The sequence below is a fragment of the Actinomyces glycerinitolerans genome, from assembly GCF_900098745.1.
GTDB lineage: Bacteria > Actinomycetota > Actinomycetes > Actinomycetales > Actinomycetaceae > Actinomyces > Actinomyces glycerinitolerans.
This window is the reverse complement of the sequence record NZ_FQTT01000015.1, coordinates 48666-73415: the sequence shown is the minus strand read 5'-3', so window position 1 is coordinate 73415 and position 24750 is coordinate 48666. Positions and strand designations below refer to the sequence as shown.

Sequence of the window (24750 nt, the reverse complement as noted above, 5' to 3'; positions counted from 1 at the left end):
GCGGGCATGAGCAGTACTAGCGGCGGGCAGGACGGTACCGGTGCACCCCCGGGGACCGGCGCTCCGGCCGGGGCGGTTCCGGTGTTTGAGTTGTCTTTGCCTGGTGGTGGGGTGTTTCGGGTGGTTCCGCCTGAGGTGGGTGTGCCGGTGATCCGGCTGTGGTTGGAGCACGAGTGGCCCATGAGTGTCCGGGAGGGTTTGGAGTTGCGTGACCGTCTTGGCTGGCAGTCTTCCCCGACCATGGAGACCATGTTTACTACCGGTCATGACCTGGGCGGGAAAGATGCGTCTTTCATCATTGGCGAAGGTCAGATGGACTCCTTCCGCATGGGGTTGGCTTCGCGTATTCCTAAGGCCAGTGCGCCGCCGGAGGCGGCTGTGCTGGTGCGCCGGGCGTACGCCCAGTACGTCGAAGTGCTGACCGGCTTGTACGGTACCGGCACTACTAAGCACTTTCAGGGGCGTAACGGCCCCCAGGAGTCCACCACCTGGACCCTACCAAGTGGAGCATCGCTGCGACTCGGTACCGTCGGGCGAGTCCTCAGCGCCACCGTCAATTCGCCTGCTGCTAATCGTGCGGCCGAGGCCGAACGACGCTATCTCGCGCAGGAGGCTGAGTTCCCCACCGAGCCCCCGCCACGGCCCCGCACCAACAAGTGATCAGAGACAGCCGTCCGGCGTCGGTGTTCTCCGGTATGGGGCTGGAACCAATGTCGGGGAGGATGTCTCTGACTTGACCCGGGTCATTGGTGGCCGTGGAGACAGTGGTCTCGGCAGGGGAAGCGTCGTCTGCAAAAGTAGGTGCCGTCCATGAACCTGCGCTGCTCAATTGGAGCCGCACGGAGCTGAGCTGCCTCGCCCAGACGAGAGAGGCGATCTCCTCCGAACTGAAGAGCCCGGCGCGGTCGTTGCGGGCTGAGGGTTGTTGGTACTGTTTCATTAGCCTGAGTTGCGGGAGGCTTGTGCGGGCATGACGCCGACGAGCTGATTCTGCTGGAGGACGTCCCCATCAGCTGAGTTCAAGCCTCGTGCGTCGGAGGCTCGTGTCGGCGAGCGTGGATGTCCACCCGGTGCTGAGGAATGTCCGGGATCGGCACAAACGCGTCGGCGGGCCCAAAGGGCCCGCCGACGATCGTTGGAATCACGCGGCTGTGCCGTAAGGTCTGGCGATTGATCCCGGCGTTTGTGCCGATCTGCGACATTCTTGCGCGGCGCCCCACAGCCCGCTAACCGGGCACGGCGCGCCAAGTCCCCCGGTCAGGCGATGACCTTCTCCAACTGCGCCTTGAAGGAGGCCTTCGGGCGGGAGCCGGCGAACTGGTGGACCACCTCGCCGCCCGAGACGACGGCGAAGGTCGGGATGGAGCGCACGCCGAAGGATCGGGTGGTGGCCGGGTTGGCGTCCACGTCCAGCTTGACGAACTTGGCCCGCTCGCCCAGCTCGGCCGCGACCTCATCCACCACCGGGGCCATCTGCCGGCAGGGACCGCACCACTCGGCCCAGAAGTCGATTACGACCGGGACATCGGACTGCATGACCTCTGCCTCGAAGGTGGCGTCGGTGACGGCGTGGGTGTCAGACATGGGTCACTCCTAGTTAACAATGAGTCTGAACAAGTATGAGTTTGTATGGATGAAGTTGCGTGGATGCGTCGCCGGCTCAGGAATCCAGGTCGGCCAGGTAGGCCTCCGCGTCCAGGGCCGCCCGGCACCCAGAACCGGCGGCGGTTACCGCCTGCTGGTACTCCGGGTCGGCGACGTCGCCGCAGGCGAACACGCCGGGGATGTTGGTGCGCTGGGAGGGAGAGTCGACCTTGATGTAGCCGGCGTCATCCAGCTCCAGCACGCCCTTGACCAACTCCGAGCGCGGGATCTGCCCGATGGCCACGAACAGGCCCGCGGCCGGGAGGTCGCGGCGCTCGCCGGTGACGGTGTCCTCCAGGGTCACCGACTCCAGGCCGTCGGCACCGTTCAGGCCGACCACCCGGGAGTTCCAGGCGAAGTCGATCTTCTCGTTCTCGCGGGCGCGCTGAGCCATGACCGCACTCGCGCGCAGCTGGTCGCGCCGGTGCACCACGGTCACCGAGGAGCCGAAGCGGGTCAGGAACAGCGCCTCCTCCATGGCGGAGTCGCCGCCGCCGACCACCACGATCGGCCGGTCCTTGAAGAAGAAGCCGTCGCAGGTGGCGCAGTAGGACACCCCGTGCCCGGACAGGCGCTCCTCGTCGGCCAGACCCAGCTTGCGGTACTCCGAGCCGGTGGACAGGATCACGGTGCGCGCCTCGTAGACGGCGTCGTCGGTGGTGATGCGCTTGATGTCGCCGGTCAGGTCGAGAGCGATCACGTCCTCGTAGCGGATATCGGCGCCAAAGCGCTCGGCCTGCTCCTGCATCTGCGTCATGAGGTCCGGGCCCATGACGCCGTCACGGAACCCGGGGTAGTTCTCCACCTCGGTGGTGTCCATCAGGGCGCCGCCGGCGGTGACGGAGCCGGCGAGGACGATCGGGTGCAGCTGGGCGCGGGCGGCGTAGATCGCCGCGGTGTAACCTCCGGGGCCGGAGCCGACAATGACGACGTCGTGGACCATGACTCTCCTGATTCTGCGTCTTTCTCGTATGTGCCGGGCGCCGCCGCGTTTGCGGGAAGCGCCCGCCCGATGCCCGATGAACCGGGGCGCGGGGCGCTTTGTTCCGGCGGGGCCGGCTACTTGAGGGTGATCTCCGAGATGGTGAGTTTGAACTGCCCGTCCGCGGCGGTGGGCAGGTTGGTCACCCAGAGCACCACGGACCCGGTGGTGGTGGGATCGAACTCGAAGGAGGTCGTGCCCTCGGTGAACGCACCCTCGGCCAGCAGCGTCCCCCCGGTGGGGTCATCGGCGCTGGTGGCGCGCACCTGCACATTCCCGCCGCTGCCGGTGCCCTGCACGTCAATGCCGGAGATCTCGGCCTCCTGCTCCAGTGTCACCGCCATGCCGATGCCCGGCTTGCCGGCTGGAGTCGATTCCAGGTAGAAGCGTGAGGACCAGGCCTGGTCGGTGTTGCCGTCTATGACCAGGTAGGCGTTCTCCGGGTGCTCGTTGTTGTTCCCGAAGGGGTCAAGGGACTGAGCGGAGGCGGGTGTGATTGGCGCACTGGGCTCGGCCTGCTCCTCCTCCGGCTCCGGCGCCGGCTCGGGTACGGCGGACTCCGAGGCGGTGGGCACGGTCTTGGCGGCCGGGATGTTGTCGTCCTGGAACTTCACGCCGGCCAGTCCGAGCAGGTTGTTCACGGCTAGGGCCACGCCAACCAGCACCGCCAGTACGACGGCGACTAGCACGGCGGTGGTGGTCCGGTTGACCGCCCGCTCCTGCGCGTCCTCCTTGTACTCCGCTTCCGGCTCCTGCGCGGCGAAGTCCAGGGCCTCCAAGTACTCCTCCTGACGCGGTGGCGCCGCGGTCTCGGAGGACGGTGCCGGCGCTGGGTCTACCCGCACGGCCGGCCGACGCTCCGGCGGGGTGGTGGCCTGCTCGCTTGCGGTTGGGGCCGGCGTGGGTTCATCCATGGGAGCCGCCGGGCGGGCACTGGACCGACGCCGTAGCCGCGCCAGCACCCCGCCGGCCATACCGGTCAGTGCGCCGGCCGACCCCGACGCCGCCGACTCCGTTTCTGCTGGCGGTTCGGGAGCCGGACCGGGTGCGGCCGGGGCGGCGAGCTCAGCAAGCGAGCCGGGGTCCCAGGGGGCCAGGGCACCCGCGACCTCGGCGGCTGAGGTGGGTGCACTGTCCGCGTCGCGCCAGGTGCGGGCCACCAGCCGGTCCAGGGCGGCATCGACGTCGTCGGGCGTGCGCGCGATCTGGGAGGGGGGTACGGGAGCGCCGCCGGCCATGGGGGCGGCGGGCAGGCCGGCGCGTTTGCCCGGCCAGCGCCGGGTCAGTCCGAAGTACAGCAATTCGACCAGGGCGCGGGCGTCGGCGCGGTCGCCCGCGAGCGGGTCGGCCTGCGTGCCCGCCTCCAGCCCCAGCACCGCCGCTTCCACGCCGATGCCGGAAACCTGCACGGTGCCGTCGGGCCGCACCCGCACCGACTCCGGCGACAGGTTCAGGTGGTGCAGGCCGCGGCGCGAGCAGGCGTCCAGGGCCTGGGCGGCCTCACCCACGATGGCGCGCACCTGGTCGGCCCGCAACCCGGAGTTGACCAGCGCGGAGAAGGTCCGGCCCGTCATCGGCTCGGTGACAATAAACGACGGGGTGGCCGCCTCGACGTCGTAGACGCGCTGAATCCGGGTGTCATCGACCAGCACGGCGCGGGTGGCCACTTCCAGCACCTCCCGGCGGTGCGGGGTGGCGTCGGTGAGCATGAGTACCGTGACCGGGCGGTCCAGGATCGTGTCCCGGCCCAGGTGCCGCACAATGCGCGGCAGCGTGGCCGGCATGGTGGACAGCAGCTCATACCGGCCGGAGCCGATCGGCGTTGCGTCCGCCATGAGGTCGCCTCCCACGACTGGTAGTGCCTGCGTGTTAAAGGCGAGTCTAGCCGGATCTGCGGGCCACACCGCGGCCGGGGCGAAACCGATATGTGAGGCCGCCGGTGCCGGCCTGGGTGCGGGCGGGAACGACGGCGGCAGGACCGGGGTCGGTTCCACCGGCGCGTGCGCGGCCAGTGGCGGCGGTGGCGCCAGGGCGCGGCCCATGCGCACCACCGCCCGGCCCACCGGCCCGGGCAGCATCCGGCCGATCTTCGCCACGATCCGCGAGAGCGGGCCGAAGAACACGTCCAGTTCCTGCACCCGCAGCAGCTTGGCCACGGCCAGGTACACCAGGGTCATGACGGCGGCGACTATCAGCACGGTCACCAGGGCATCCACCTGCCGGGTTCCGGTCAGGGAGCCGTCGGCCGAGCCCAGCAGGCGGCGCACCCCCAGTCCGACGAGGATCGCGGGCAGTGCCGCCACGATCAGTCGCACGTAGGTCCCCACCACTCGCGGCCCGTCCAGGTCCGGCAGGTGGCGGCGGATCAGTGGCACCAGCACCAGGAATCCGGCGATCTGGCAGGTGGCCGAGCCCACCGCCGCCCACACCATCCAGTGGTTGGCGGGGGCCAGCAGGTAGGCCATCAGGCAGATCAGGACCGGGATCAAGCCCACCACCGTGTCGGCGATCAGCAGCCGCTTGGTGTCCGCGTAGGCGAGCATGACCCGCTGCATGGTGAACCACACGCCCTGCCCCACGATGCCGGCGGCCAGCACCGTCAGGATCGGGGCGGAGGCGTGGGCCTGCTCCGTTGAGAGGGAGGGGACGAACACCTGCAGCGCCGGGGCGGCCAAGGTGCCGATACCCGCGGCGAACAGCACCGTGAACACCGCGATCGAGCGCAGCCCCAGGGACAGGTCGTCGCGCACGCCTGCGCGGTCCCCGGCGGCGGCCTTCTCACTCATGCGGGTGAACAGGGCGGTGATGATCGAGGTGGTGATCAGGGACTGCGGCAGCATGTACACCAGCTGGGCGTTGGCGTACATGGTCGTCGACGGGACGATCACGTCCGCGTAGGCGGACGACTCGGCGGCCGTGACCGCCCGTGAACCCAGGTTGGTGGCGGCCAGGTCACCCAAGGAGACGATGGCCGTGCCCAGCAGCGCCCACAGCGCCACCTTGGACATGTTGCCCAGGCCCATGCCGCGCACGCCGAAGATGAGCTTGGGGTGGAAGCCGGAGCGGACCAGCGGGATGTACAGGATCAGTGCCTGCGCGGCGATGCCCAGCGTCGTCGTCGCCCCGATCAGGGCGATACGGCCCGCGTCCCAGATGCCCGGGTCCTGCCCGGAGGTGTAGCCGCCGTAGATATGCAGGTAGGCCAGGATCGAGGCGATGGAGATGACGTTGTTCAGCACCGGTGACCACATGTACGGCCCGAAGCTGGAGCGGGCGTTGAGCACCTGCCCCCACAGGGCGTACAGGCCGTAGAAGAAGATCTGCGGCATGCACCAGAAGGCGAAGGCGAAGGCGAGCGGCTGCCAGCGCCCCAGGCCGGATGCGTACAGCATGATCACCAGTGGTGCGGCGACCGTCAGCAGCGCGGAGACGGCCGCGATCACCATGGAGGCGGCCGTCAGCAGCCGGTTGACCAGCTCCTCGCCGTTGCGCTGGCGCAGCGCCCGCACGATCTGCGGCACCAGGATTGCGTTGAGGATCCCGCCGATCAGCAGGTTGTACAACTGGGTCGGCACGGTGTTGGCGGTGTTGAAGGCGTCGGCCGCACCCGAGGCGGTGGCACCCAGGGCGGTGACCAGCAGGGCGTTGCGCACCAGGCCGAGGATGCGGGAGGTGAGCGTACCCGCCGCCATCACGGCGCTGGAGCGGGCGATGGACGGCGCCGGCTTACCCGTCCGGGAGGGCTGCTTCGTGGCCGGGCCGGCGGTCTGGGACTGGGCCCCGTCCTGCTTCATCTACGCTCCCTGGGTGTGGCGGTGCGGCGCCCCCGGCGCACGGTACGGATAATCCCGGCGACCAACAGGATCACCAGGATCCCGCCGAGTACGCGCGTGCCCACATTCTCCCAGTCGGCACGCACGCGCAGGTGCACCGTGGAGGGCGTGCCGACATTCGTGCCGTCCTGCGCGCGCAGCTGGATGGTCAGGTCGACGTCGCCGGAGCCGACGGCGGTCACCGGTACGCTCGCCGTCACCTGCCCGCCCGCCGGCACGGTGACGGTGACGTCCTCATCGGTCTGCAGGCGGGTGGAACTGGACTCCAGGTGCACCTCGACGGTCACGTCTTGGTCCAGGGTGGACACGATGCGCACCGGCAGGTCCGCGGAGGAGGAGATCAGGTTGATGGTGCTCGACGGCGCTGCCGCCAGGGCGTCGGAGACCGCCTCCCCGCGGGCACGGGACTGGGCGATCATGGTCGTGCAGGCGGACTCGTCGGCCCGCCAGGACGCCGACGCGGCCAGGGCGACCACGTCGGTGGACATGCCCAGGGCCCGTTCGGGGTCGTCCAGGATCGAGGCGACCGAATCCAGGTGGTCCTCCGCCGCCCGTGCCGCCGACAGGGTCATCGCGGTCACCTCGCCCTGTCCGCTGGCCGAATCCGGCAGCGGCACGCGGGCCACCTCCGCCCCGGACTGAGCGGAGTCGGCAGCCGATTCCAGCAGCGCGTGCAGGCCCTGCGGTTGCGTCCAGGTGGAATTGGTCAGGGCGGTAAGGCGCTGGGCCAGCACCTGCGGGTCCAGCTCGGCGGCCGCCTCACGGGGGACAACCACCACCATGTCGCGGCTGACGGCCGGCGCCTGCCGGGTGACGATGGCGGTCTGGCCGCGCAGCAGCTGGACGGCGTCGAGGTCGGACAGCTGCGCGTCCCCCTCGTCGGTGAGCAGGCTGCCGCCGATCGCCGCCGACATTCCCGCATCCGGGATGAGCACCGTGCGCCCATCCAGGGTCATGGTGCCCGACGGCGTGTAGGTCAGGTTCACGGCCACGGGCGCGTCACCGGGGGCGGCGACGACAGTGGTCACCGAGTCGGGCAGAGCCGCGAGCGTGGTCGCATCCAGTGCGCCGGCCGCCCAGGCGACGGAAGTGTCGGCACCGGCCTGCGCCGCCGCACTGTCGGCGCTGCGTTGCAGGGCCGAGGCGAGCAGATCCGTCTCGCCCAGGTGTGCCAGGGCGGTCAGGTCGGCGTCGCCCCAGGGCAGGGCGACCACGTCGCCGGCAGCGACCGCGTCGGCGAGCGCCTGCTTGAGGTCGGTGGCGTCGGCCGTCTCGGATGGGCCGCCGTCGCCGGCGGCCGACGGGGTGGGTGAGCCGGTGGCGGCGGCGCTGGTGGGCGCGGTCGATTCCACGCCGAGGACGGCGAGCAGGGCCGGGTCCACGGCGAGCACCACGCCGTCGTCGGCGAGCTCCAGCAGGCCCAGCACCCGCTCATGCAGCGCCGCGAGTGTCTCGGCATAGTCGGCGCCGGAGTCGGTGGCGGAAGCGGTAGCGCTCGCGGTCGGCGTCGGGGGGCCGGCGTGGTCGGGGAGCGAGCCCGGGGCGGGGGAGGTCAGTGCCAGCAGTTCGGCCGGCGAGGCCGTGACCGGGACGAAGGCGGTCACCCGCGTGGGGCTTACCTGTACGCCCGGGTTCCACAGGACGATGGTGCGGTCCTGCGTGAGCGTGGTGTAACCCTGGGTCAGTGCCACCTGTATGCCGCGCGGGCCCCACTGCTCGGTGTTGCGCAGCGGCAGGTTGTCGGCGCTGATGGTGAGCCGGAAGTCCACCGCCGCGCCGGGTGCCACGTCATCCGTGAGGGCCTCCAGGGCGATGGTCGCCAGCGGCGTGTCCTGCTCGTCGGCGAGCCAGGAGGCCAGGCCGTTCGTAGTCATTTCGGTGCGCGACTGCATCTGCGCCACCAGCGTGGCGCCGGAAAGCGTCTGGTCGGTGCCGTTGGTAATCGTGCCCGTCAGCGTGACGTCCTCGCCGGTGCCCAACACCTGCGGCGCCAGGCTGGTGACGGCCAGGGTTACCCGTCCGGCGGACTCGTCGTCGGTGTCGGCTGGGAGCACGGTGGTGGCAACCGCCCCGGGCAGGACGTCGCGGGCGGCCGGGCCGGCGGTGCCTGCGTTGGCGCGCGCCGGGGATAGGGGCAGCGCGCCCACCAGCACGAGCACCGCGGCCAGCACCGTCAGCGCTCGCCGGGCGGCGCGGGCGACCCCCGAGCGGCGCGGCATGGCGGAGCTCACCCGTCACCCACCAGGATCTCCCTGGCGGCGGCGACGATCCGACGCTCATTGGGGTAGGCCAGGCGGCGGGCGACGTCGTCCAGGGTCACCCACTCGACGTCCTCCGCCTCATGGTCGGGATCGTTCTCGGTGGTGAGGCTGCCGCCGAGCGCCTCCAGCAGGAAATGGTGGACGACCTTGTGCACACGGTGATCCTCACCGGCGAACCAGTAGTCAACGGTGGCCAAGTGCCGCAACACCCGGCCGGTGATGCCGGTCTCCTCCGCGATCTCCCGCACGGCCGCCTGCTCGGCGGTCTCGTTGCCCTCCAGATGCCCCTTGGGTAGGCACCATTCCAACCGGCCGCCCCGGTTGCGCCGCGCAATCACAGCGGTCACGGCCCGACCGTCCTGCACGTCGATGATCAGTCCGCCGGCGCTTGTCTCGTCGACCACCGGCAGCGAGCGTGCGGCCGTGCGCCGCGGCCGGGTACCGGCGCGGGGCATACGAGAGCGGTGGGAGGACATGGGGACACTCTAGGCGGTTCACCGCCCGATCGGCTCCCTTGGGTTCCGCGTGGCAGGCTTAGGCCGATGACCGACCGCCCGACCGCCCCCGCCCACACCCCCGCCTCCCGCCCCGGACGCGGCCCCCGCAGCGCCGTCGTCCCCGACGAGCGCCCCGACGCCGACGGCCTGACCCCCACCGCCCGGCGGGCCCTGCGCGCCCTACCGGACTCCCTGCATGAGTTGGGTCGCCGCTTCGCCGACGCCGGGTATGAACTCTCCCTGGTCGGCGGCCCCGTGCGCGACGCCTTCCTCGGCGTGGTCCCGCACGACCTGGACTGCGCCACCTCCGCCCGCCCGGAGGCGACCGAGGCGATCATGAAGGCCTGGGGCGACGCCTGCTGGGACGTCGGCAAGGCCTTCGGCACCATCGGGGCCCGCAAGGGTGACGACGTCGTCGAGGTCACCACCTACCGCACCGAGGAGTACGAGGCCGGCTCCCGTAAGCCGGCTGTCGCCTACGGTGACAGCCTCACCGGCGACCTCACACGCCGCGACTTCACCGTCAACGCCATGGCGCTGCGTCTGCCCGAGCTGGAGCTCGTGGATCCCCACGGCGGCTTCGACGACCTGTGTGCGGGCGTGCTGCGCACCCCGGTGTCCGCCGAGCAGTCCTTTGACGACGACCCCCTGCGCATCATGCGGGCCGCTCGCTTCGCCGCCCAGCTCGGCTTCGACGTCGAGCCCGACGTGCTGGCCGCCATGACCGATATGGCGCCACGCCTGAAGATCGTGTCCGCCGAGCGGGTGCGCGCCGAGTTCGAGCGGCTGCTGCTGGCGCCCTGGCCGCGGCGCGGACTGGAACTCATGGTGCACACCGGGGTGGCCGACGTGGTGCTGCCCGAGCTGTCCGCCCTGCAGGAGACCGTCGACGAGCACAAGCGCCACAAGGACGTCTACGAGCACACCCTGACGGTGCTGGAGCAGGCGATCGATCTGGAGACCGGGCCGGACGGGCCCGTGCCCGGCCCGGACCTCGTGCTGCGGCTGGCAGCGATCTTCCACGACATCGGCAAGCCTGCCACCCGGCGCTTCCTGCGCGACGGCACCGTCACCTTCCACGGGCATGACCACGTCGGCGCCCGCATGACCGCCAAGCGCATGCGCGCCCTGCGCTTCGACAAGCAGACCATCAAGGACGTCTCCCGCCTGGTGGAGCTGCACCTGCGCTTCCACGGTTACGCCGACGCCGCCTGGTCCGACTCCGCCGTGCGCCGCTATGTGGCCGACGCCGGGCCCCTGCTGGAGCGTCTGCACCGGCTGACCCGCGCGGACGTGACCACCCGCAACAAGCGCAAGGCGCACATGCTGGACGCGGCCTACGACGACTTGGAGGACCGCATCGCGCAGCTGCGCGAGGAGGAGGAGCTGGCCGCCATCCGCCCGGACCTGGACGGCAAGCAGATCATGGCCGAGCTCGGCGTCGGGCCCGGGCCGGTGGTCGGCGAGGCCTACCGCTTCCTCATGGACCTGCGCATGGAGAAGGGGCCCATGGGCGAGGACCTGGCGCGCGAGGCGCTGCACTCCTGGTGGGCGGCGCGCGGCGGGAAGTAGCTGGCGGGCGCGCGGCGAGCCGACACTGCGGGTTCGCCGTCGGCAATCGCCCTGGTCAACTAGCCGGAGGGTGCGCTCTCTTCGTCTGCAACGCCTCTTCCCCGTTAACAACGCTACTTAACGTTCTGCTGAAGGCCTCGGAGGTATACAGCAGACGGTTAACTGGCGTTGTTAACCCCGAACCGGCGTAGTAGACGCGTCCGCGGGTGGGCGGGTGCCGGCATCCGCAAAGGAGCTGGCCTTCGGTGGTGCGCGTGCGCCGCTGAACCAGGTCATCGCCGGGCCGCCTCCGTCACCGGCCTCTCACCGGCGTCCACAGGCTGCGTTCGCGACACCCCAATCCACAGAGATCGCGGGGCGCGGTGGCGCCGCCGTCGGGCCGCGGCGATTCTGCTGACATGCAGCGCTACCCGACGCCGCCCGAACGCCCCCGCATGTTGTTCACCGCCGACCGCTCCAACGGAGACCTGGCCGGTCGGCGCGATCTCATACGGGTGGCGCATGGCAGCTACATGTTCATTCCCGACCGGGATACGCCGACCTGGCGCCTGAAGGAACTCGTCACCCTGGCGCGCTGCGAGGCGGCGCTGCGAGCCTCGCCGTCGGCAATCGCCCTGACCCACGAGGCGGCTGCGGTGGTGCTGGGACTGCCTGTCTTAGAGTCCGAGCCCTGCATCCGCCTGGCGGTGCCCGGGAACCGATCGCGCAGCACCATCGTTTTCCCAACGGTCAGGTACGGGCCGCCGGAGGGCCGACGTCATGGTCGGTCGGTGACGCTGCTGCGTTCGACGACCGCGCCGGCGCCGGAGGAGGTCGTCAACGTGGGCGGGTTGCGGGTGACGACGCCGCTGCGCACCGCCATGGACTGCGCCTTCGACCTGCCGGTGCGCGAGTCGTTGCCGGTGGTGGACGCCGCGCTGCGGGCGGTGTGCCGTCCCGACCGCTTCAACCGACGCTGCTACGGGGAGATGGAGATCGACGCGGCGCGCGAGCGGTTGATGCGCATGGTGGAGAGCCAGGGGCGCCGTCACGGCAAGCGTCGTGCCAGGGTGGCGGTGGCGCTGGCGGATCCCTTCGCGGAGTCGCCGGGCGAGAGCGTGCTGCGCTGGGCGGTCGGTGTTGCCGGGGTGGCCGAACCGGTGACGCAGCGGCGCTGGATCGGCGACGATGCGCACGAGTACTTCCTCGACGTCGCCGTGGACAGTGCCATGGTGGACCTGGAGTTCGACGGCTACGGCAAGCTGGCGACGTCGGCGGACGTGCGCGCGGAGAAGCAGCGGGAGATGGTGCTGCGGCGTGGCGGGTGGGCGGTGCACCGCTTCGAGTGGCGGGAGTTGGCCGATCCCGAGCGGTTGGTGCGGCGGTTGGAGAGCCTGTTCCCGCCGCAGGCCATGCGCGGGGTACGGCGTCGCCGCGACCTGTGGCTGTAGGGGGCGCGGGGCGGTGGACAAGGTTGCCCGGACGGGTGCCCAAGGTGCGTGTCGGGGAGGTTCTGCGTCAGGGGCCGATGACGCTTAGCGGGCAGGTCACGGTGCCGTCCGGCAGGGTCGCAGTCGGGCCGGTGCCGGTGACCACAAGCTTGAGTACCGGCTCCCCGACCGCGGAGGTGTCAATCTGCTGCACGGTGCGGGCCAGTGAACGGGCGCCCTTCTCGATCTGGGAGGTGCCCGATATCACCTCGACCGCGGCCCACCGGCCGCCGGGGAAGGTAAGTGTGGCGTAAAGCGTCGTGGACGCGCTTGCGGTGAGGTGGTCGGTAGCAATGAAGGCGCCGAGGCTCGCCCGCACCCGTAGAGGTTCCGCGTTTGGACCACGTCATGGTGCGTTTGAGCACGCGCAGGAAGCGTCCGGGTGGGTGGTGTCGGCGACCAACCTGATCTACGAGCTGACAGGGGCATTCGCTCTTCTCGTCTGCAACGCCTCTTCCCCGTTAACAACGCTACTTAACGTTCTGCTGAAGGCCTCGGAGGTATACAGCAGACGGTTAACTGGCGTTGTTAACCCCGAACCGGCGTAGTAGATGTCAGACACCGAGGGAGGCCGGGGCGTGGAAGCAGCAGGCTACTGCCCGGGACGCCCGCGGCGATCGCGAACAAGCAGGATGACTTCTACGCATAGGCCGGCAAGCAGGATCCAGCGCACGATGCTCCACACGGCTGCGGGCAGGAAGCTGAAGCACACGGCGGTGACCAATGCCCAGACCAGGAGTGTGCGCAGGTGGCGCGGGGAGTTCAGGTACAGGCTGTCGGTGGAGCCGGTGCGAGCAGAATCCATGGCTACTTCTCCAGGGATAGCGGTCAGCGGTGTAGCTCACTGTAGTTGTTGCAGATCCCCGAGTCCGCGCAGGGTACGGCGATTCGGAGGACGGAGGGCGACGGCCCTGGGGCCGACGGTTCATACAGTCGGCATTTGTATGCTCTCTGCATGTCAACGACGATCGACGTCTACTCCACGACGGACGTCTTCCCGCTGGTGCATCAGACCCGGGCGCGAACCGAGATGCTGTTCCGCGAGCTCCTGGCCAGGCACGGCATCGACTCGACCCTTGACGTGACTGCCTTCTACCCGCGGGAGCGGGGCGAGGAACTGCGCATGGTCCCGCCCGACGTGCGCTAGACGCCGGGTTTGGAGATTGGATTCGGATACTGGCTCAACGGTGTGTGGGATAGCGACTCGTGGCCGGAGTGCCTTGTGCGCGACGATGACGACCTCATCAATGATGACGATCCCGATGCCCTCGCCTACCCCGCGTTCATCGGACGCTGGGGATTGCTTCCCGAGCTTGCCCACCGGCTCGCCCCGGAGACGCTTGACCTGATCGACGCACGTCGGCATTACTGGAGCGAGTACCGCAACGCCGCTGGGCCAGCCGTTGCATCGACCGGTTACGGCCTGGCCGCGGCGGCGCTCGCGGAGGCCACCGACGGCGTTATTGCATCCTTCGATAGTGCCTTCGAATTAGAGCACAACGGTGAGACCGCAGAGGAGTTCCTCTCCTGGTGGGGCGACCATCAGATCAACTTCTACGGGAAGAAGCAGTTCCTCCGGTCCCACATAATTAATTAGCCTTGACCACCCAGTCGATCAGGCAATTGCCGACTACAGGCAGGGTGTGGCGCTGATCTGTGAACAAGGTATCTGCGGTAAAGGAGTACTCGTGAGATACAGGTCGCTGTCCAGGCGCACATTAATTAAGCGTCCGCGCATAATGACACCTCGTGTATGTAGTCAGAATGCTTCTTCACGATATCGCTGACGTCTACGTTGACCACGCCTCCACAGGGGTCAATTAAACCGGTTGACCCGGCCGCCTTGCCCCCTAGCTTGGCAGCGCGATAGAGGTGCGCGAGGACTTTGTCATTGGTGGAGAAGTAGTTATAGATCTTGCCGGTGGCGCCTGCGGAAAGCTTGTTGCAGTCGGCGGTTGCGGGGAATGCGGCGCCGAGTAGGTGGGCGGTGACCACGGGAGAGAGCTCGTTATCGGCGGCCAGTCCGATCATTGCCGTCGCCATTACCGCTGCGCCAAGGCTGTGCCCGATGAGCACGAACCCCTGCCTGTTCTCGGTGCGCCGGAGGATGGCTGCGAGAGTTGTGCCTGCCGCCGAGGAGTTCCGTAGTGCCACGGACCAGGGATTGAGCGCCATTTCCGCGGCTCCAGTTATCATCTGGAAAGGGCCAAGTCTTTTGACTGCCGAGCGGGTCGCCCTGAGGCCCGCTTTGCCCACCTTGGTGATGCCGCGCCGAAGCCCGGCTCCCTCACCGGTAATGGTCGCAATGTCCCGCTTCTGCTTTGCACCCCAGCGGACCCGATACACGGCATTGTTCGGATAGCCGGTGTCAATAAGCCTTTTCCAGTTCGCCCAGGAGTCGTCATTGTCGGTGAGGAAGCCGGAAGAATACACAACCGCGGGTCCGTCGCCATCACGCAAGCACTCGATGTTGAAGGAGGAGTCATCGCCGAGGTATGCGCTGCCGACCCGCAAACCGTAGGCGCTGCCCGCAGCGCCGCCCGCGGCGGAGACAACCAGGGTTCCGCCGGCCATGCCGAGCCCTCCGGTGGCTATTGAGCCTCCGCCGAGTAGTGCGAGGCCATAGCTTGACGCGGCAGCACCTGACAGTGCTGTTCCTGTGCCCATGGAGGCGGCTGCGCCTACCATGCCGCCGATCGCCGGTGCGGCGAAATAAGCCGCAGGAACAGCCAGGACGGTTATCCCCGCGGCGACCGCCCCTCGCTTGGTGAGACTGGTGACGTTACGGCGCTTGTACTCGAACAGATCGGGCCAGTGTTCGAGATCCTCGATGGTTGCGTCCTTAGTCTCAAAATCCGGGACCTCGTGGGAGTGCTCTGCGCAAACCGGCAGTGACAGGCCACGGGTGCCGGTTACGCCCATTCCGCGTATCGCCATGTTCGGGCAACCGGGGATCGCGCACCTGGTGGTGATCACTCCACAGTTTCGACAGCACCATGCGTCATACCAGTTTGCCGGTACGTCGAGTGCTCTGTGGACCCCTTTTGCCAGGCACGCGGAACACCAGGCGTTACGATCGTGCTGAGTGGACTCACGCTCACCGAATCCATGAATCTGCGCCAGCTTCAGGAGTAGTTTCTCCGCGTCGTCTGTTTGTGCGCGCAAGCGCCCTTGAATGACGTCGAGCGGGTCGGGCTGCTGCTTTCTCCATAGACGGCTGATCCTGACAAATCGCTCTGCTTCCTCCTCCGCAGAGGTGGAATTGTCCGTGGCATCGGCCGCGGCATCCGGCTCGGCGCCGTCGTCGGTGGGAGTATCGGCGACTGAATCTGCCTGGTCTGCGTGCATGTCCGTGGTTGCGGTTGTTCCGTTCTCCACGTCGGCCTGTGCCACATTATTAACGGCAGTACGCTGCGCCTTCTTGGCGACGACGAACGCGTGCAGCGCGGCGGTGAGCGCCGGGTTCATGGTCAGACGGTCTACGCCAATGAACTCGGGGGTACCGTCTGCGCCGGGCCAAGTCTCTGTGAGAGTCTCTCCGCTGGTGAGAGTAAGCACCGCCTTGGCTCCCTCTCTGCCTTTAGGCGTATAACGAACCTTCGCGGAGGATGAGCTCATGGGGTCTCCTGTGCTCTCGTGGCATATGTGAACCGCCGTGGTTCACGCCGACGAGCATACCTGCGACGGTGTCACGGTAAAGACTTGGATGAGGTAACACTGCAAAGACGAATCGCCGCGCTCGCATGCACGACTAGGCGACGGGAGCCCGGGCTGCAAGGGGGCGGGTGAACTCATGGCATGCGCTTGGCGGTGGGCGGCGCCGGTTCACCCGGAGCCTGGGATCGCTGGTGTGCGCCTCGGGCATCGTGCCCGGCGGCACCCGGGCCCGAGGGCGGTTGCGATTGATTCCAGATTTCGGTATTGCGCCCGCCGGAGGGTCGGCACACCTATGCTGCCCTGCGTGAGCCAGTCACCCCAGAACCAGTCCCGCGTCGGCGCCCTCCTCGATGAGCTTTACTTCAACGCTCAGACGCAGCGGGGCAAGGGAACGAGCTTCGAGCGCCTGGTGCGGCAGTTCCTCCTGACCGACCCCCGTTACGCCGAGCGCTTCGACGAGGTCTGGATGTGGAGGGACTGGCCGGATCGCGGCACCCGCCCGGATCGCGGCGTCGACCTGGTGGCTCGCGAGCGTGACACCGGCGAGCTGTGCGCGGTGCAGTGCAAGTTCTACGACCCGGAGTCCCAGGTCACCAAGGCCGACGTCGACTCCTTCCTGGCCGAGTCGGGCACGGGTGAGTTCACTTCGCGCCTGTTCGTGTCCACCACCGACAAGTGGAACTCCGCGGCCGCATCCACGGTGGAGAACCAGGCTATCCCGGTCTCCCGCATCGGCCTGAAGGACCTGTTCAACTCCACCATCGACTGGGACAAGTTCAACCTGGCCACTCCGGAGGTCATGGAGCGTGCCGGGCGTAAGACGCTGCGCGAGCACCAGCGGCGTGCGCTGGATGCGGTGACCCAGGGGCTCGCGACAGCCGACCGCGGTAAGCTCATCATGGCCTGCGGCACCGGTAAGACCTTCACTTCGCTGCGCATTGCCGAGGCCATGGCTGGAAGTGGCGGGGGGGGGGTAGCGCTATTCCTGGTCCCCTCCATTGCACTGCTGTCGCAGACACTGCTTGAGTGGAGCGCAGAGGCCCAGGTTCCGCTGCGCTCATTCGCGGTCTGCTCTGACAACAAGGTCGGTAAGGGCCGCGGCAAGACGGACCTGAGCGAGGACATCTCGGTGGTTGACCTGGCGATCCCCGCCACCACCGACGCCGAAGCCCTCGCCCGCAGGCTCACCCGGCGCGCCGCTCCCGTCGACGGCGTGACCCCCATGACGGTGGTCTTCTCCACCTACCAGTCCATCGACGCCGTCGCCCGGGCACAGGGGCTCGGAGCACCGGACTTCGACCTGATCATCTGCGACGAGGCCCATCGCACCACCGGCGCCACGCTCGCCGGAGCGGACGAGTCCGCCTTCGTCCGCGTGCACGACAACACCTACCTGCGCGGCCGCAAGCGCCTGTACATGACGGCGACTCCCCGCATCTACGACGACTCCACCAAGGCGCGCGCCGGCCAGAAGAACGCGGTGCTCGCATCCATGGACGACGCCGACACCTACGGCGAGGAGCTCTTCCGCCTAGGCTTCGGCGAGGCGGTCTCCCGTAACCTGCTCACCGACTACAAGGTGCTGGTCCTGACCGTGTCCGAGGACGCCGTCGCCTCCCGCATGCAGTCCTCCCTTGCGCGCAACGGCGAACTCACCCTGGATGACGCGGCTCGCATCGTCGGCTGCTGGAACGCGCTGGCCAAGCGCTCCGTGAACCTGTCCGAGTACGGCACCGACATTCAGCCCATGCGCACCGCCGTCGCCTTCGCCCGGGACATCAGGAGCTCTAAGCGCTTCGCCGCGTCCTTCAACGACGTCGCCGAGGACTACCGCACCGGCCTGCCCGAGGGGGACGACGCCGTCGCTCCGGCGGGCGGCGATGGTGCCGGGCCGCAGCGGCGGCTGGGGTCGGTCGAGGTCAGGCACGTGGATGGCTCCATGAACATCATGGAACGCAACCGCCTGCTGGGTTGGCTCTCGGGTGAGGGCGCGGACGGTCCGGGAGCGTCGTCGTCGGGCGCCGGGAGTAGCGAGGACGGCGACGACGGGGCAGTGTCGTGCCGGGTGCTGTCCAATGCCCGCTGCCTGAGCGAGGGCGTGGACGTGCCCGCCCTGGACGCGGTAATGTTCCTCTCCCCGCGCAAGTCCCAGGTGGACATTGTGCAGTCCGTGGGGCGGGTCATGCGGCTGGCTCCGGGCAAGCGCTACGGCTACATCATCCTGCCGGTGGCCATTCCCACGGGCATGGCTCCGGAGGACGTGCTGGCCGACAATGACACCTTCCGCGTGGTGTGGGAGGTGCTGCAGGCGCTGCGCGCGCACGACGAGCGCTTCGATGCCATGGTCAACAAGATCGACCTCAACCGCTCCAAGCCGGACAAGGTCGCCATCATCGATCCCTTCGGCCCGTCCGCCTACGACCCCGACGACGACGCGGTTGACCTGGGTGAGCAGGCGGCCTTCGACCTGGCTTCGCTGGGCAAGTGGAAGGAGGCGATCTACGCGCGCCTGGTCCAGAAGGTCGGCAGCCGCCGCTACTGGGAGCAGTGGGCCAAGGACGTCGCCCAGATCGCCGCCCGCCACCGCACCCGCCTGGAGCAGCGGGTGGCGGACCCGGCGGTCGCCCCGGAGTTCGCGCACTTCCTCGACGCCCTGCGGGCCAACCTCAACGACTCGATCACCCCGGCCTCCGCGATCGACATGCTCTCCCAGCACCTGGTTACCAAGCCGGTGTTCGACGCCGTATTCGACGGCTACGACTTCTCCGCCACCAACCCGGTGGCTCAGGTTATGGGGCGGATGCTGCGCGTGCTCGACGGCGCCAACCTGGAGGCGGAGACCGAGGCGCTGGAGGGCTTCTACACCTCGGTGCGCGAGCGCTGTGCCGGCATCGACAACGCCGAGGGCAAGCAGCGCATCATCACCGAACTGTATGAGAAGTTCTTCTCCCAGGCCTTCACTAAGACGGCGAAGTCCCTCGGGATCGTGTACACGCCGGTGGAGATCGTCGACTTCATCCTGCGCAGCGTGGACCACCTGTCCCATGAGCACTTCGGGCGGGGCGTCACCGACGCGGGCGTGCACGTGCTGGACCCCTTCACCGGTACCGGCACCTTCATTGTGCGCCTGCTGCAGTCCGGGCTGATCGCCCCTGCCGACCTGGCCCGCAAGTACGCCGGCGAGCTGCACGCCAATGAGATCCTGCTGCTGGCCTACTACATTGCGACGGCGAACATTGAGGTCGCCTACCGCGACCTGCTCGCTCAGGCGCAGCAGTCCGGAAACGACGCCGGTGCCGGGGCGCAGGGTGCGGACGACGGCGGCTATGTGCCCTTCGACGGGATCGTGCTGGCCGACACCTTCCAGATGAGCGAGGGCGAGGGCACCTTGGACACGAGCTTCTTCGTGGCCAACAACGACCGCGCCGCCGCCCAGCGCAAGCTGGATATCCGGCTGATCGTCGCCAACCCGCCGTACTCTGTGGGGCAGGAGTCCGCCAACGACAACAACGCCAACCAGCGCTATCCGGACCTGGACCGGCGGATCGCCGAAACCTACGCGGCCCGCTCGACGGGCACCAACAAGAACTCCCTGTACGACTCCTACCTGCGGGCCATCCGCTGGGCCAGTGACCGGCTCGGGGACGCCGGGGTGATTGGCTTCGTCACCAATGGCGGCTTCATCGATGCCAACACCGCCGACGGCGTGCGGCTCAGCCTGGCGGAGGAGTTCGCGCATGTCTACGTGTTCAACCTGCGGGGCAATCAGCGCACCGCCGGGGAGCTCTCGCGCCGTGAGGGAGGGAAGGTATTCGGAGGCGGCTCGCGCGCGACCGTCGCGATTACCTTCTTGGTGAAGGACCCCGCTCACAGCGGGCCGGCGGTGCTGCACTACCGGGACATCGGCGACTACCTGAGCCGCGAGGACAAGCTGCGCATCGTGGACGACTCGCGCATCGAGACCATGGACTGGGAGACGATCACCCCCAACGCCGCCGGCGACTGGATCAACCAGCGCGACCCGCGCTACGGAAGCTGGCAGCCAATCGGCGAAGAGCAGGCACCGGTTTTCGAGTCCTACTCGCGTGGAGTAGAAACCGGACGCGACGCATGGGTCTACAACTTCTCCGCGGCGACTCTGCGGGAATCCTGCCAGCGCCTCATCGGTACTTATGACGCCGAGCGCGGGCGCGTCCACCGTGACCACGCCGCCGAGCTGGCCGCGGGTGTTGCGGCGAAGGACCTGGTCACCACGGACGAGACCCAGATCAAGTGGACTCGTGACCTATATCGGTCTGCGGAAAAGGACCGCGCTATTCGCTACAACGCGCACGCCACCTACACGGGCCTCTACAGGCCCTTCTGCAAGCAGTGGCTGAACGCCTCCGACGGGATCATCTACCTCCCGGCGGTGCTGCACCGCTACTTCCCCACGCCGGCGCACGACAATCTGGGGTTTTACATAGTTGGTAAGGGATCTGACAAGCCATTCTCGGCTCTGGCGATGACGAGCGTTCCAGACCTGGCATTCTGGGGCTCGAGTAATGGGCAGTTCTTTCCGCGTTGGACCTGGGAGCCGGTCGACCAGCCCGCCCGGGACGCGGGCATGCTCGACCTGGGAGCGGGAGCGAGCGGCGTCGTCGGCAATGATGGTGGGAGCCCGGATGGTGAGAGTGCGGGCGAGGTGATTGGCGGCTACCGCCGGGTCGACAACATCACCAACGCCACCCTGCGTGCCTACCGGGAGGCCTACGGGCCGACGGTCGGCAAGGATGACATCTTCTACTACGTCTACGGGCTGCTGCACTCGCCCGACTACCGAGCCCGCTACGGCGCGGACCTGAAGAAGTCCCTGCCGCGCATCCCGCTGGTGGCCTCCCGCGCGGACTTCGTCGCCATCGCCACCGCCGGGCGCGGGCTGGCGGACCTTCACCTGGACTACGAGAACGTGGAGCCATGCGAGCTGACCCTGACCGTCGACGGGAAGGAGGTGCCATGGGCGGAGCGCGACACGATTGACCCGGCTTTGCTGCACGTGACCAAGCTGCGCTACGCCAAGACCCGGGTGGACGGAAAGCCGGTCGCCGACAAGACCAGCATTGTCTACAACGAGCACGTGACCGTGTCTGGCATCCCGGAGACGACGCAGGACTACCTGCTGGGCTCGCGCAGCGGCCTGGACTGGATCATCGACCGCTACCAGGTCAAGCCCGACAAGGCCTCCGGCATCGTCAACGACCCCAACGAGTGGATGGCCGAAGGCGCGGGCCAGGGCGAAATGGCGGGGCCCCAGCCCCGCTACCTCCTCGACCTCATCGCCCGCGTCACCACCGTCTCCGTGCGCACCCAGCAGATCGTAAAGTCCCTGCCCCCGTTGGACGTGCGCGACTAGTCTCTGTCGGCGCCGTCCCGTTGGGTTTCCGCGGCGAACACTGGGTTAATGCTTATCGGTGCGCAGAAGTGTTTCGTGATCACGGCCACCGTAGTAGACACCGAGGATCTCAACAGCCTCATCGGTCACGGCGAAGGCGATGGCGGCTCGGCGTCGAAAGCCGACGGTACGTAAGCCAGGCCTAATGTCATCGCGAGCGTGCCCCAGCATCGGGAAGTCGCCCAAAGCCTCGCATCGGTCCATAAGTGCTACATATAGCAGTGCCCGGTTGGGGAATCCTGACTCGTCCGCGATCCAACGATACAGATCAGCCAGGTGGCCTTGCGCCCGCTGGGAGTAGACGACGTGGCGCGACGGCGCTTCAGGCTCCGGACGCTGATTGGGCATGGATGCCGGCGATGTGTGCGCGCACTGTTTCGGGGGACAAGGCGCGGGTGGGATCCTCGCGTAGCTCGTCATAGGCCGGGCCCACTTCGTCGCGCAGCCATGAATCGAGAGCTTCTTCGCGACTGAACAACTCGCGGAGCCCGTCTACGACGGCTGTACTCCGGCTGGCGTACGCGCCTGATGCCACACGCTGATCCAGCTCAGCGGCCAGGCTGTCCGGCACGGTGATGGTCAGCGTCCTGCTCACCGGGGCTCCTTCCGTCGTCGTTCCGACTCTATGCGTCCGTTGCGAAGCGCAAAAGGATGCTTGTGGGGCGGCCCGGCCGGCAGGTCGTGGGTTCTGGTCGGAGTAGCTGGCTGCGGAGGAGGTCGTTTGCAACGCCTCTTCCCCGTTAACAACGCTACTTAACGTTCTGCTGAAGGCCTCAGAGGTATACAGCAGACGGTTAACTGGCGTTGTTAACCCCGAACCGGCGTAGTAGACGGCCGGTGCCCGCCGCGGCGGGGTCGCCCAGGCAACCCTGCTGCCGCCGCCGCCCGCCGCGCACCCCGCACGCCGCCCCGTCCCATGAGACGCTTTACGGCTGCACCGCGCACCCCGGCTATCGTGGAGCCATGCGCGTGTACAACTTCTCCGCAGGCCCCGCACAACTGCCGCTGCCGGTGCTCGAGCAGGCCGCCGCCGAGCTCACCGACTGGCAGGGTTCCGGCATGAGCGTGCTGGAGGTCTCCCACCGCGGGAAGGACTTCGTCGCCTGCGCCGCCGACGCCGAGTCCGCCTTCCGCCGCGTCGCGAACGTTCCGAGCAACTACCGCATCCTCTTCCTTGCCGGCGGCGCCACCGGCCAGTTCTCCGCCATCCCTATGAACCTGGCCGCCCGCGGCGCCACCGCCGCCTACCTCAACACCGGCCAGTGGTCCAAGAAGGCCATCAAGGAGGCTGGCCGTCAGGGCGTGGACGTGCGCGTCGTCGCCGACGAGTCCGCCTCCGCCTACACCACCACCCCCGAGCCCGGCTCCTTCACCGTCCCCGTCGACGCCGCCTACCTGCACTACACGCCCAACGAGACCATCGGCGGCGTCGAGTTCCCCTACATCCCCGACGCCGGCGACGTCCCGCTCGTGGCCGACTTCTCCTCCACCTACCTCTCCCGCCCGATCGACGTCGAGCGCTTCGGCGTCATCTACGGCGGCGCCCAGAAGAACCTCGGACCCGCCGGCCTGGCGATCGTTGTGGTGCGTGAGGACCTTCTCGGCCGCGCCCGCGAGGACGTGCCCGCCATCTGGGACTGGAAGGTCATGGCGGAGGCCGACTCCATGCTAAACACCCCGCCCACCTTCTCCATCTACCTGCTCGGGCTGATCCTGCACTGGATCGAGTCCACCGGCGGCCTGGAGGCCATGGGCGAGCGTAACTGCGCCAAGGCGGAGCGCCTGTACGCCGCCATCGACGCCTCGGACTTCTACAACAACCCCGTTCAGGCGCGCTCCCGCTCCTGGATGAACATCCCCTTCACCCTGGCCGACCCCGCCCTCGACGCCGACTTCCTCGCCGGCGCCGACGCCGTCGGCCTGACCAACCTCAAGGGTCACCGCAGCGTCGGCGGCATGCGCGCCTCCATCTACAACGCCATGCCCGCCGACGGCGTCACCGCCCTGATCGACTACATGACCGAGTTCGAGCGCACCCGCGCCTGACGGTCTGTCCGGAAGCCCAGTAGCACCGCAGGAGAAGCCACAGCCATGACGAAGCAGTTCCGCATCCAGACCCTCAACGCCATCTCCGGCGCCGGCCTGTCCCGCTTCCCGGACGACCGCTACGACGTCGGCGGCAACGTCACCGACCCCGACGCGCTGCTGGTGCGTTCGGCCAAGCTGCACGACGCCCCGATTCCGGACTCGGTGCTGGCGATCGCCCGCGCCGGCGCCGGTACCAACAACATCCCCGTCGACGCCATGACCCAGCGCGGCATCCCGGTGTTCAACACCCCCGGCGCCAACGCCAACGCCGTCAAGGAGCTGGTGCTGGCGGGCCTGTTCATCGCCTCCCGTAACCTCATCCCCGCCGCCCGCTTCGCCCACGAGCTCACCGGCGACGACGCCGAGATCGCTCGCGCCGTCGAGGCCGGCAAGAAGCAGTTCGTCGGCTTCGAGCTGCCCGGCCGCACCCTGGGCGTGATCGGTCTGGGCGCGATCGGCGTGCAGGTGGCCAACGCCGCGCTCGGGCTGGGCCTGAACGTGGTGGGCTTCGACCCCGGCATCAGCGTGGAGCACGCCTGGCACCTGAGTGCCGAGGTGGAGCGCGCCGAATCCATGGAGGAGGTGTTCCGCCGCGCCGACATCCTCACCGTGCACGTGCCGCTGATCGAGTCCACCCGCGGCCTGGTCTCCACCCAGCGCATCGCGTTGATGAAGGAGACGGCGGTGCTGCTGAACTTCGCCCGCGCCGAGATCGTGGACGAGGCCGCCGTCGTCGCCGCCCTGGACGAGGGCACCCTGGGCGGCTACGTGTGCGACTTCCCCTCCACCGCCGTGCACAAGCACCCCAAGTGCATCTCCCTGCCGCACCTGGGCGCCTCCACCAAGGAGGCCGAGCGCAACTGCGCGGTGATGGCCGTGGACGAGCTGCGCGGCTTCCTCGAGGACGGCCAGGTCCACAACGCGGTCAACTTTCCCGAGGCGGTGCTGCCGCGCGAGCCCGGCACCCGCCGCCTGGTGATCGTCAACCAGAACGTGCCCAACATGGTCGGCCAGGTCTCCACCCTGGTGGCCGAGCGGGGCCAGAACATCGCCAACCTGCTCAACCGCTCCCGCGGCGACCTCGCCGTCACGCTCGTCGACGTCGAGGGCGAGCTCGGCGAGGACGTGCTCGAGCAGCTGCGTGCCATCGACGGCGTCCTGTCCGCCCGCGCCCTTGAGCCCGCCGCCTGAACCTGGGCGCTGACGCACGATCCTGCCCGCGCCAACGCGCAAGCCACGACCTTCGGGCTAATCCACGACCCCGGGGAGGTCGTGGAACGTACCCCAAGGTCGTGTTTTGCGTGCGAGGCGGGTGG

Annotated in this window: 18 protein-coding genes; 8 read left to right on the top strand and 10 right to left on the bottom strand. The window is 68.4% G+C overall.

Annotated features, from left to right (window positions below):
• Positions 1 to 6 precede the first annotated feature (6 nt).
• Positions 7 to 660, top strand: a complete 654-nt coding sequence (locus tag ACGLYG10_RS14165) for a DUF6301 family protein (RefSeq protein WP_244542696.1) — start codon at positions 7 to 9, stop codon at positions 658 to 660.
• 597 nt (positions 661 to 1257) lie between these two features.
• On the opposite strand, the gene trxA is transcribed toward ACGLYG10_RS14165, so the two are convergent.
• From trxA to ACGLYG10_RS14140, 5 genes are all read right to left on the bottom strand, one after another.
• Entirely contained in the window at positions 1258 to 1584 is a 327-nt protein-coding gene (trxA, locus tag ACGLYG10_RS14160) for a thioredoxin (protein ID WP_073333402.1), read from the bottom strand.
• 76 nt (positions 1585 to 1660) lie between these two features.
• The gene (gene trxB, locus ACGLYG10_RS14155; RefSeq protein WP_073333400.1) at positions 1661 to 2587 is read right to left on the bottom strand and encodes a thioredoxin-disulfide reductase; all 927 of its coding nucleotides are present in this window, start codon (positions 2585 to 2587) and stop codon (positions 1661 to 1663) included.
• Between the two features lie 116 nt (positions 2588 to 2703).
• On the bottom strand, positions 2704 to 6420 hold the full coding sequence (locus ACGLYG10_RS14150) for a murein biosynthesis integral membrane protein MurJ (protein ID WP_073333397.1): 3717 nt from the start codon (positions 6418 to 6420) through the stop codon (positions 2704 to 2706).
• Positions 6417 to 8690 (bottom strand): DUF6049 family protein, encoded by a 2274-nt coding sequence (locus ACGLYG10_RS14145; RefSeq protein ID WP_083565948.1) that lies wholly within the window; start codon positions 8688 to 8690, stop codon positions 6417 to 6419. Before ACGLYG10_RS14145 ends, ACGLYG10_RS14150 begins: the two co-directional genes overlap by 4 nt.
• Positions 8687 to 9196, bottom strand: coding sequence for an NUDIX hydrolase (locus tag ACGLYG10_RS14140; protein ID WP_073333394.1), 510 nt, complete (start codon positions 9194 to 9196; stop codon positions 8687 to 8689). Before ACGLYG10_RS14140 ends, ACGLYG10_RS14145 begins: the two co-directional genes overlap by 4 nt.
• A 66-nt stretch (positions 9197 to 9262) precedes the next feature.
• Here ACGLYG10_RS14140 and ACGLYG10_RS14135 point away from each other — a divergent pair, with 66 nt between their 5' ends.
• Positions 9263 to 10789, top strand: coding sequence for a CCA tRNA nucleotidyltransferase (locus ACGLYG10_RS14135; protein WP_073333392.1), 1527 nt, complete (start codon positions 9263 to 9265; stop codon positions 10787 to 10789).
• Positions 10790 to 11187: 398 nt separating this feature from the next.
• Positions 11188 to 12219 carry a hypothetical protein gene (locus ACGLYG10_RS14130; protein WP_083565946.1) on the top strand — a complete coding sequence of 344 codons (1032 nt, stop codon included), beginning with the start codon at positions 11188 to 11190 and terminating at the stop codon, positions 12217 to 12219.
• A 67-nt stretch (positions 12220 to 12286) separates the two neighbouring features.
• Here the strand turns inward: ACGLYG10_RS14130 and ACGLYG10_RS14125 are convergent, their stop codons facing one another.
• Positions 12287 to 12577, bottom strand: a complete 291-nt coding sequence (locus tag ACGLYG10_RS14125) for a hypothetical protein (RefSeq protein ID WP_073333390.1) — start codon at positions 12575 to 12577, stop codon at positions 12287 to 12289.
• A 273-nt stretch (positions 12578 to 12850) separates the two neighbouring features.
• Positions 12851 to 13063 (bottom strand): hypothetical protein, encoded by a 213-nt coding sequence (locus ACGLYG10_RS14120; RefSeq protein ID WP_073333387.1) that lies wholly within the window; start codon positions 13061 to 13063, stop codon positions 12851 to 12853.
• Positions 13064 to 13213: 150 nt separating this feature from the next.
• Here ACGLYG10_RS14120 and ACGLYG10_RS16735 point away from each other — a divergent pair, with 150 nt between their 5' ends.
• Together ACGLYG10_RS16735 and ACGLYG10_RS16730 are read left to right on the top strand one after the other, a co-directional pair.
• Complete coding sequence (locus ACGLYG10_RS16735; RefSeq protein WP_244542695.1) at positions 13214 to 13405, top strand: hypothetical protein; 192 nt, start codon at positions 13214 to 13216, stop codon at positions 13403 to 13405.
• A 75-nt stretch (positions 13406 to 13480) separates the two neighbouring features.
• Positions 13481 to 13855: a hypothetical protein gene (locus tag ACGLYG10_RS16730; protein WP_244542694.1), complete on the top strand. Its 375-nt coding sequence runs from the start codon at positions 13481 to 13483 to the stop codon at positions 13853 to 13855.
• A 125-nt stretch (positions 13856 to 13980) separates the two neighbouring features.
• On the opposite strand, the gene ACGLYG10_RS15640 is transcribed toward ACGLYG10_RS16730, so the two are convergent.
• Positions 13981 to 15876 (bottom strand): DUF726 domain-containing protein, encoded by a 1896-nt coding sequence (locus tag ACGLYG10_RS15640; protein ID WP_083565945.1) that lies wholly within the window; start codon positions 15874 to 15876, stop codon positions 13981 to 13983.
• A gap of 343 nt (positions 15877 to 16219) precedes the next feature.
• Between ACGLYG10_RS15640 and ACGLYG10_RS14105 the strand changes: the two genes are divergently transcribed.
• Complete coding sequence (locus tag ACGLYG10_RS14105) at positions 16220 to 21307, top strand: DEAD/DEAH box helicase (RefSeq protein WP_244542693.1); 5088 nt, start codon at positions 16220 to 16222, stop codon at positions 21305 to 21307.
• Between the two features lie 45 nt (positions 21308 to 21352).
• Here the strand turns inward: ACGLYG10_RS14105 and ACGLYG10_RS14100 are convergent, their stop codons facing one another.
• Both ACGLYG10_RS14100 and ACGLYG10_RS14095 read right to left on the bottom strand, forming a co-directional pair.
• On the bottom strand, positions 21353 to 21694 hold the full coding sequence (locus ACGLYG10_RS14100; RefSeq protein ID WP_073333379.1) for a type II toxin-antitoxin system RelE/ParE family toxin: 342 nt from the start codon (positions 21692 to 21694) through the stop codon (positions 21353 to 21355).
• On the bottom strand, positions 21669 to 21941 hold the full coding sequence (locus tag ACGLYG10_RS14095; RefSeq protein ID WP_073333378.1) for a ribbon-helix-helix domain-containing protein: 273 nt from the start codon (positions 21939 to 21941) through the stop codon (positions 21669 to 21671). Before ACGLYG10_RS14095 ends, ACGLYG10_RS14100 begins: the two co-directional genes overlap by 26 nt.
• Before the next feature lie 368 nt (positions 21942 to 22309).
• On the opposite strand from ACGLYG10_RS14095, the gene serC reads away from it, so the two are divergent.
• Both serC and ACGLYG10_RS14085 read left to right on the top strand, forming a co-directional pair.
• Positions 22310 to 23392, top strand: coding sequence for a 3-phosphoserine/phosphohydroxythreonine transaminase (gene serC / locus ACGLYG10_RS14090; protein WP_073333375.1), 1083 nt, complete (start codon positions 22310 to 22312; stop codon positions 23390 to 23392).
• Positions 23393 to 23437: 45 nt separating this feature from the next.
• Positions 23438 to 24625 (top strand): phosphoglycerate dehydrogenase, encoded by a 1188-nt coding sequence (locus ACGLYG10_RS14085; protein ID WP_073333373.1) that lies wholly within the window; start codon positions 23438 to 23440, stop codon positions 24623 to 24625.
• The last annotated feature ends 125 nt before the right edge of the window (positions 24626 to 24750 follow it).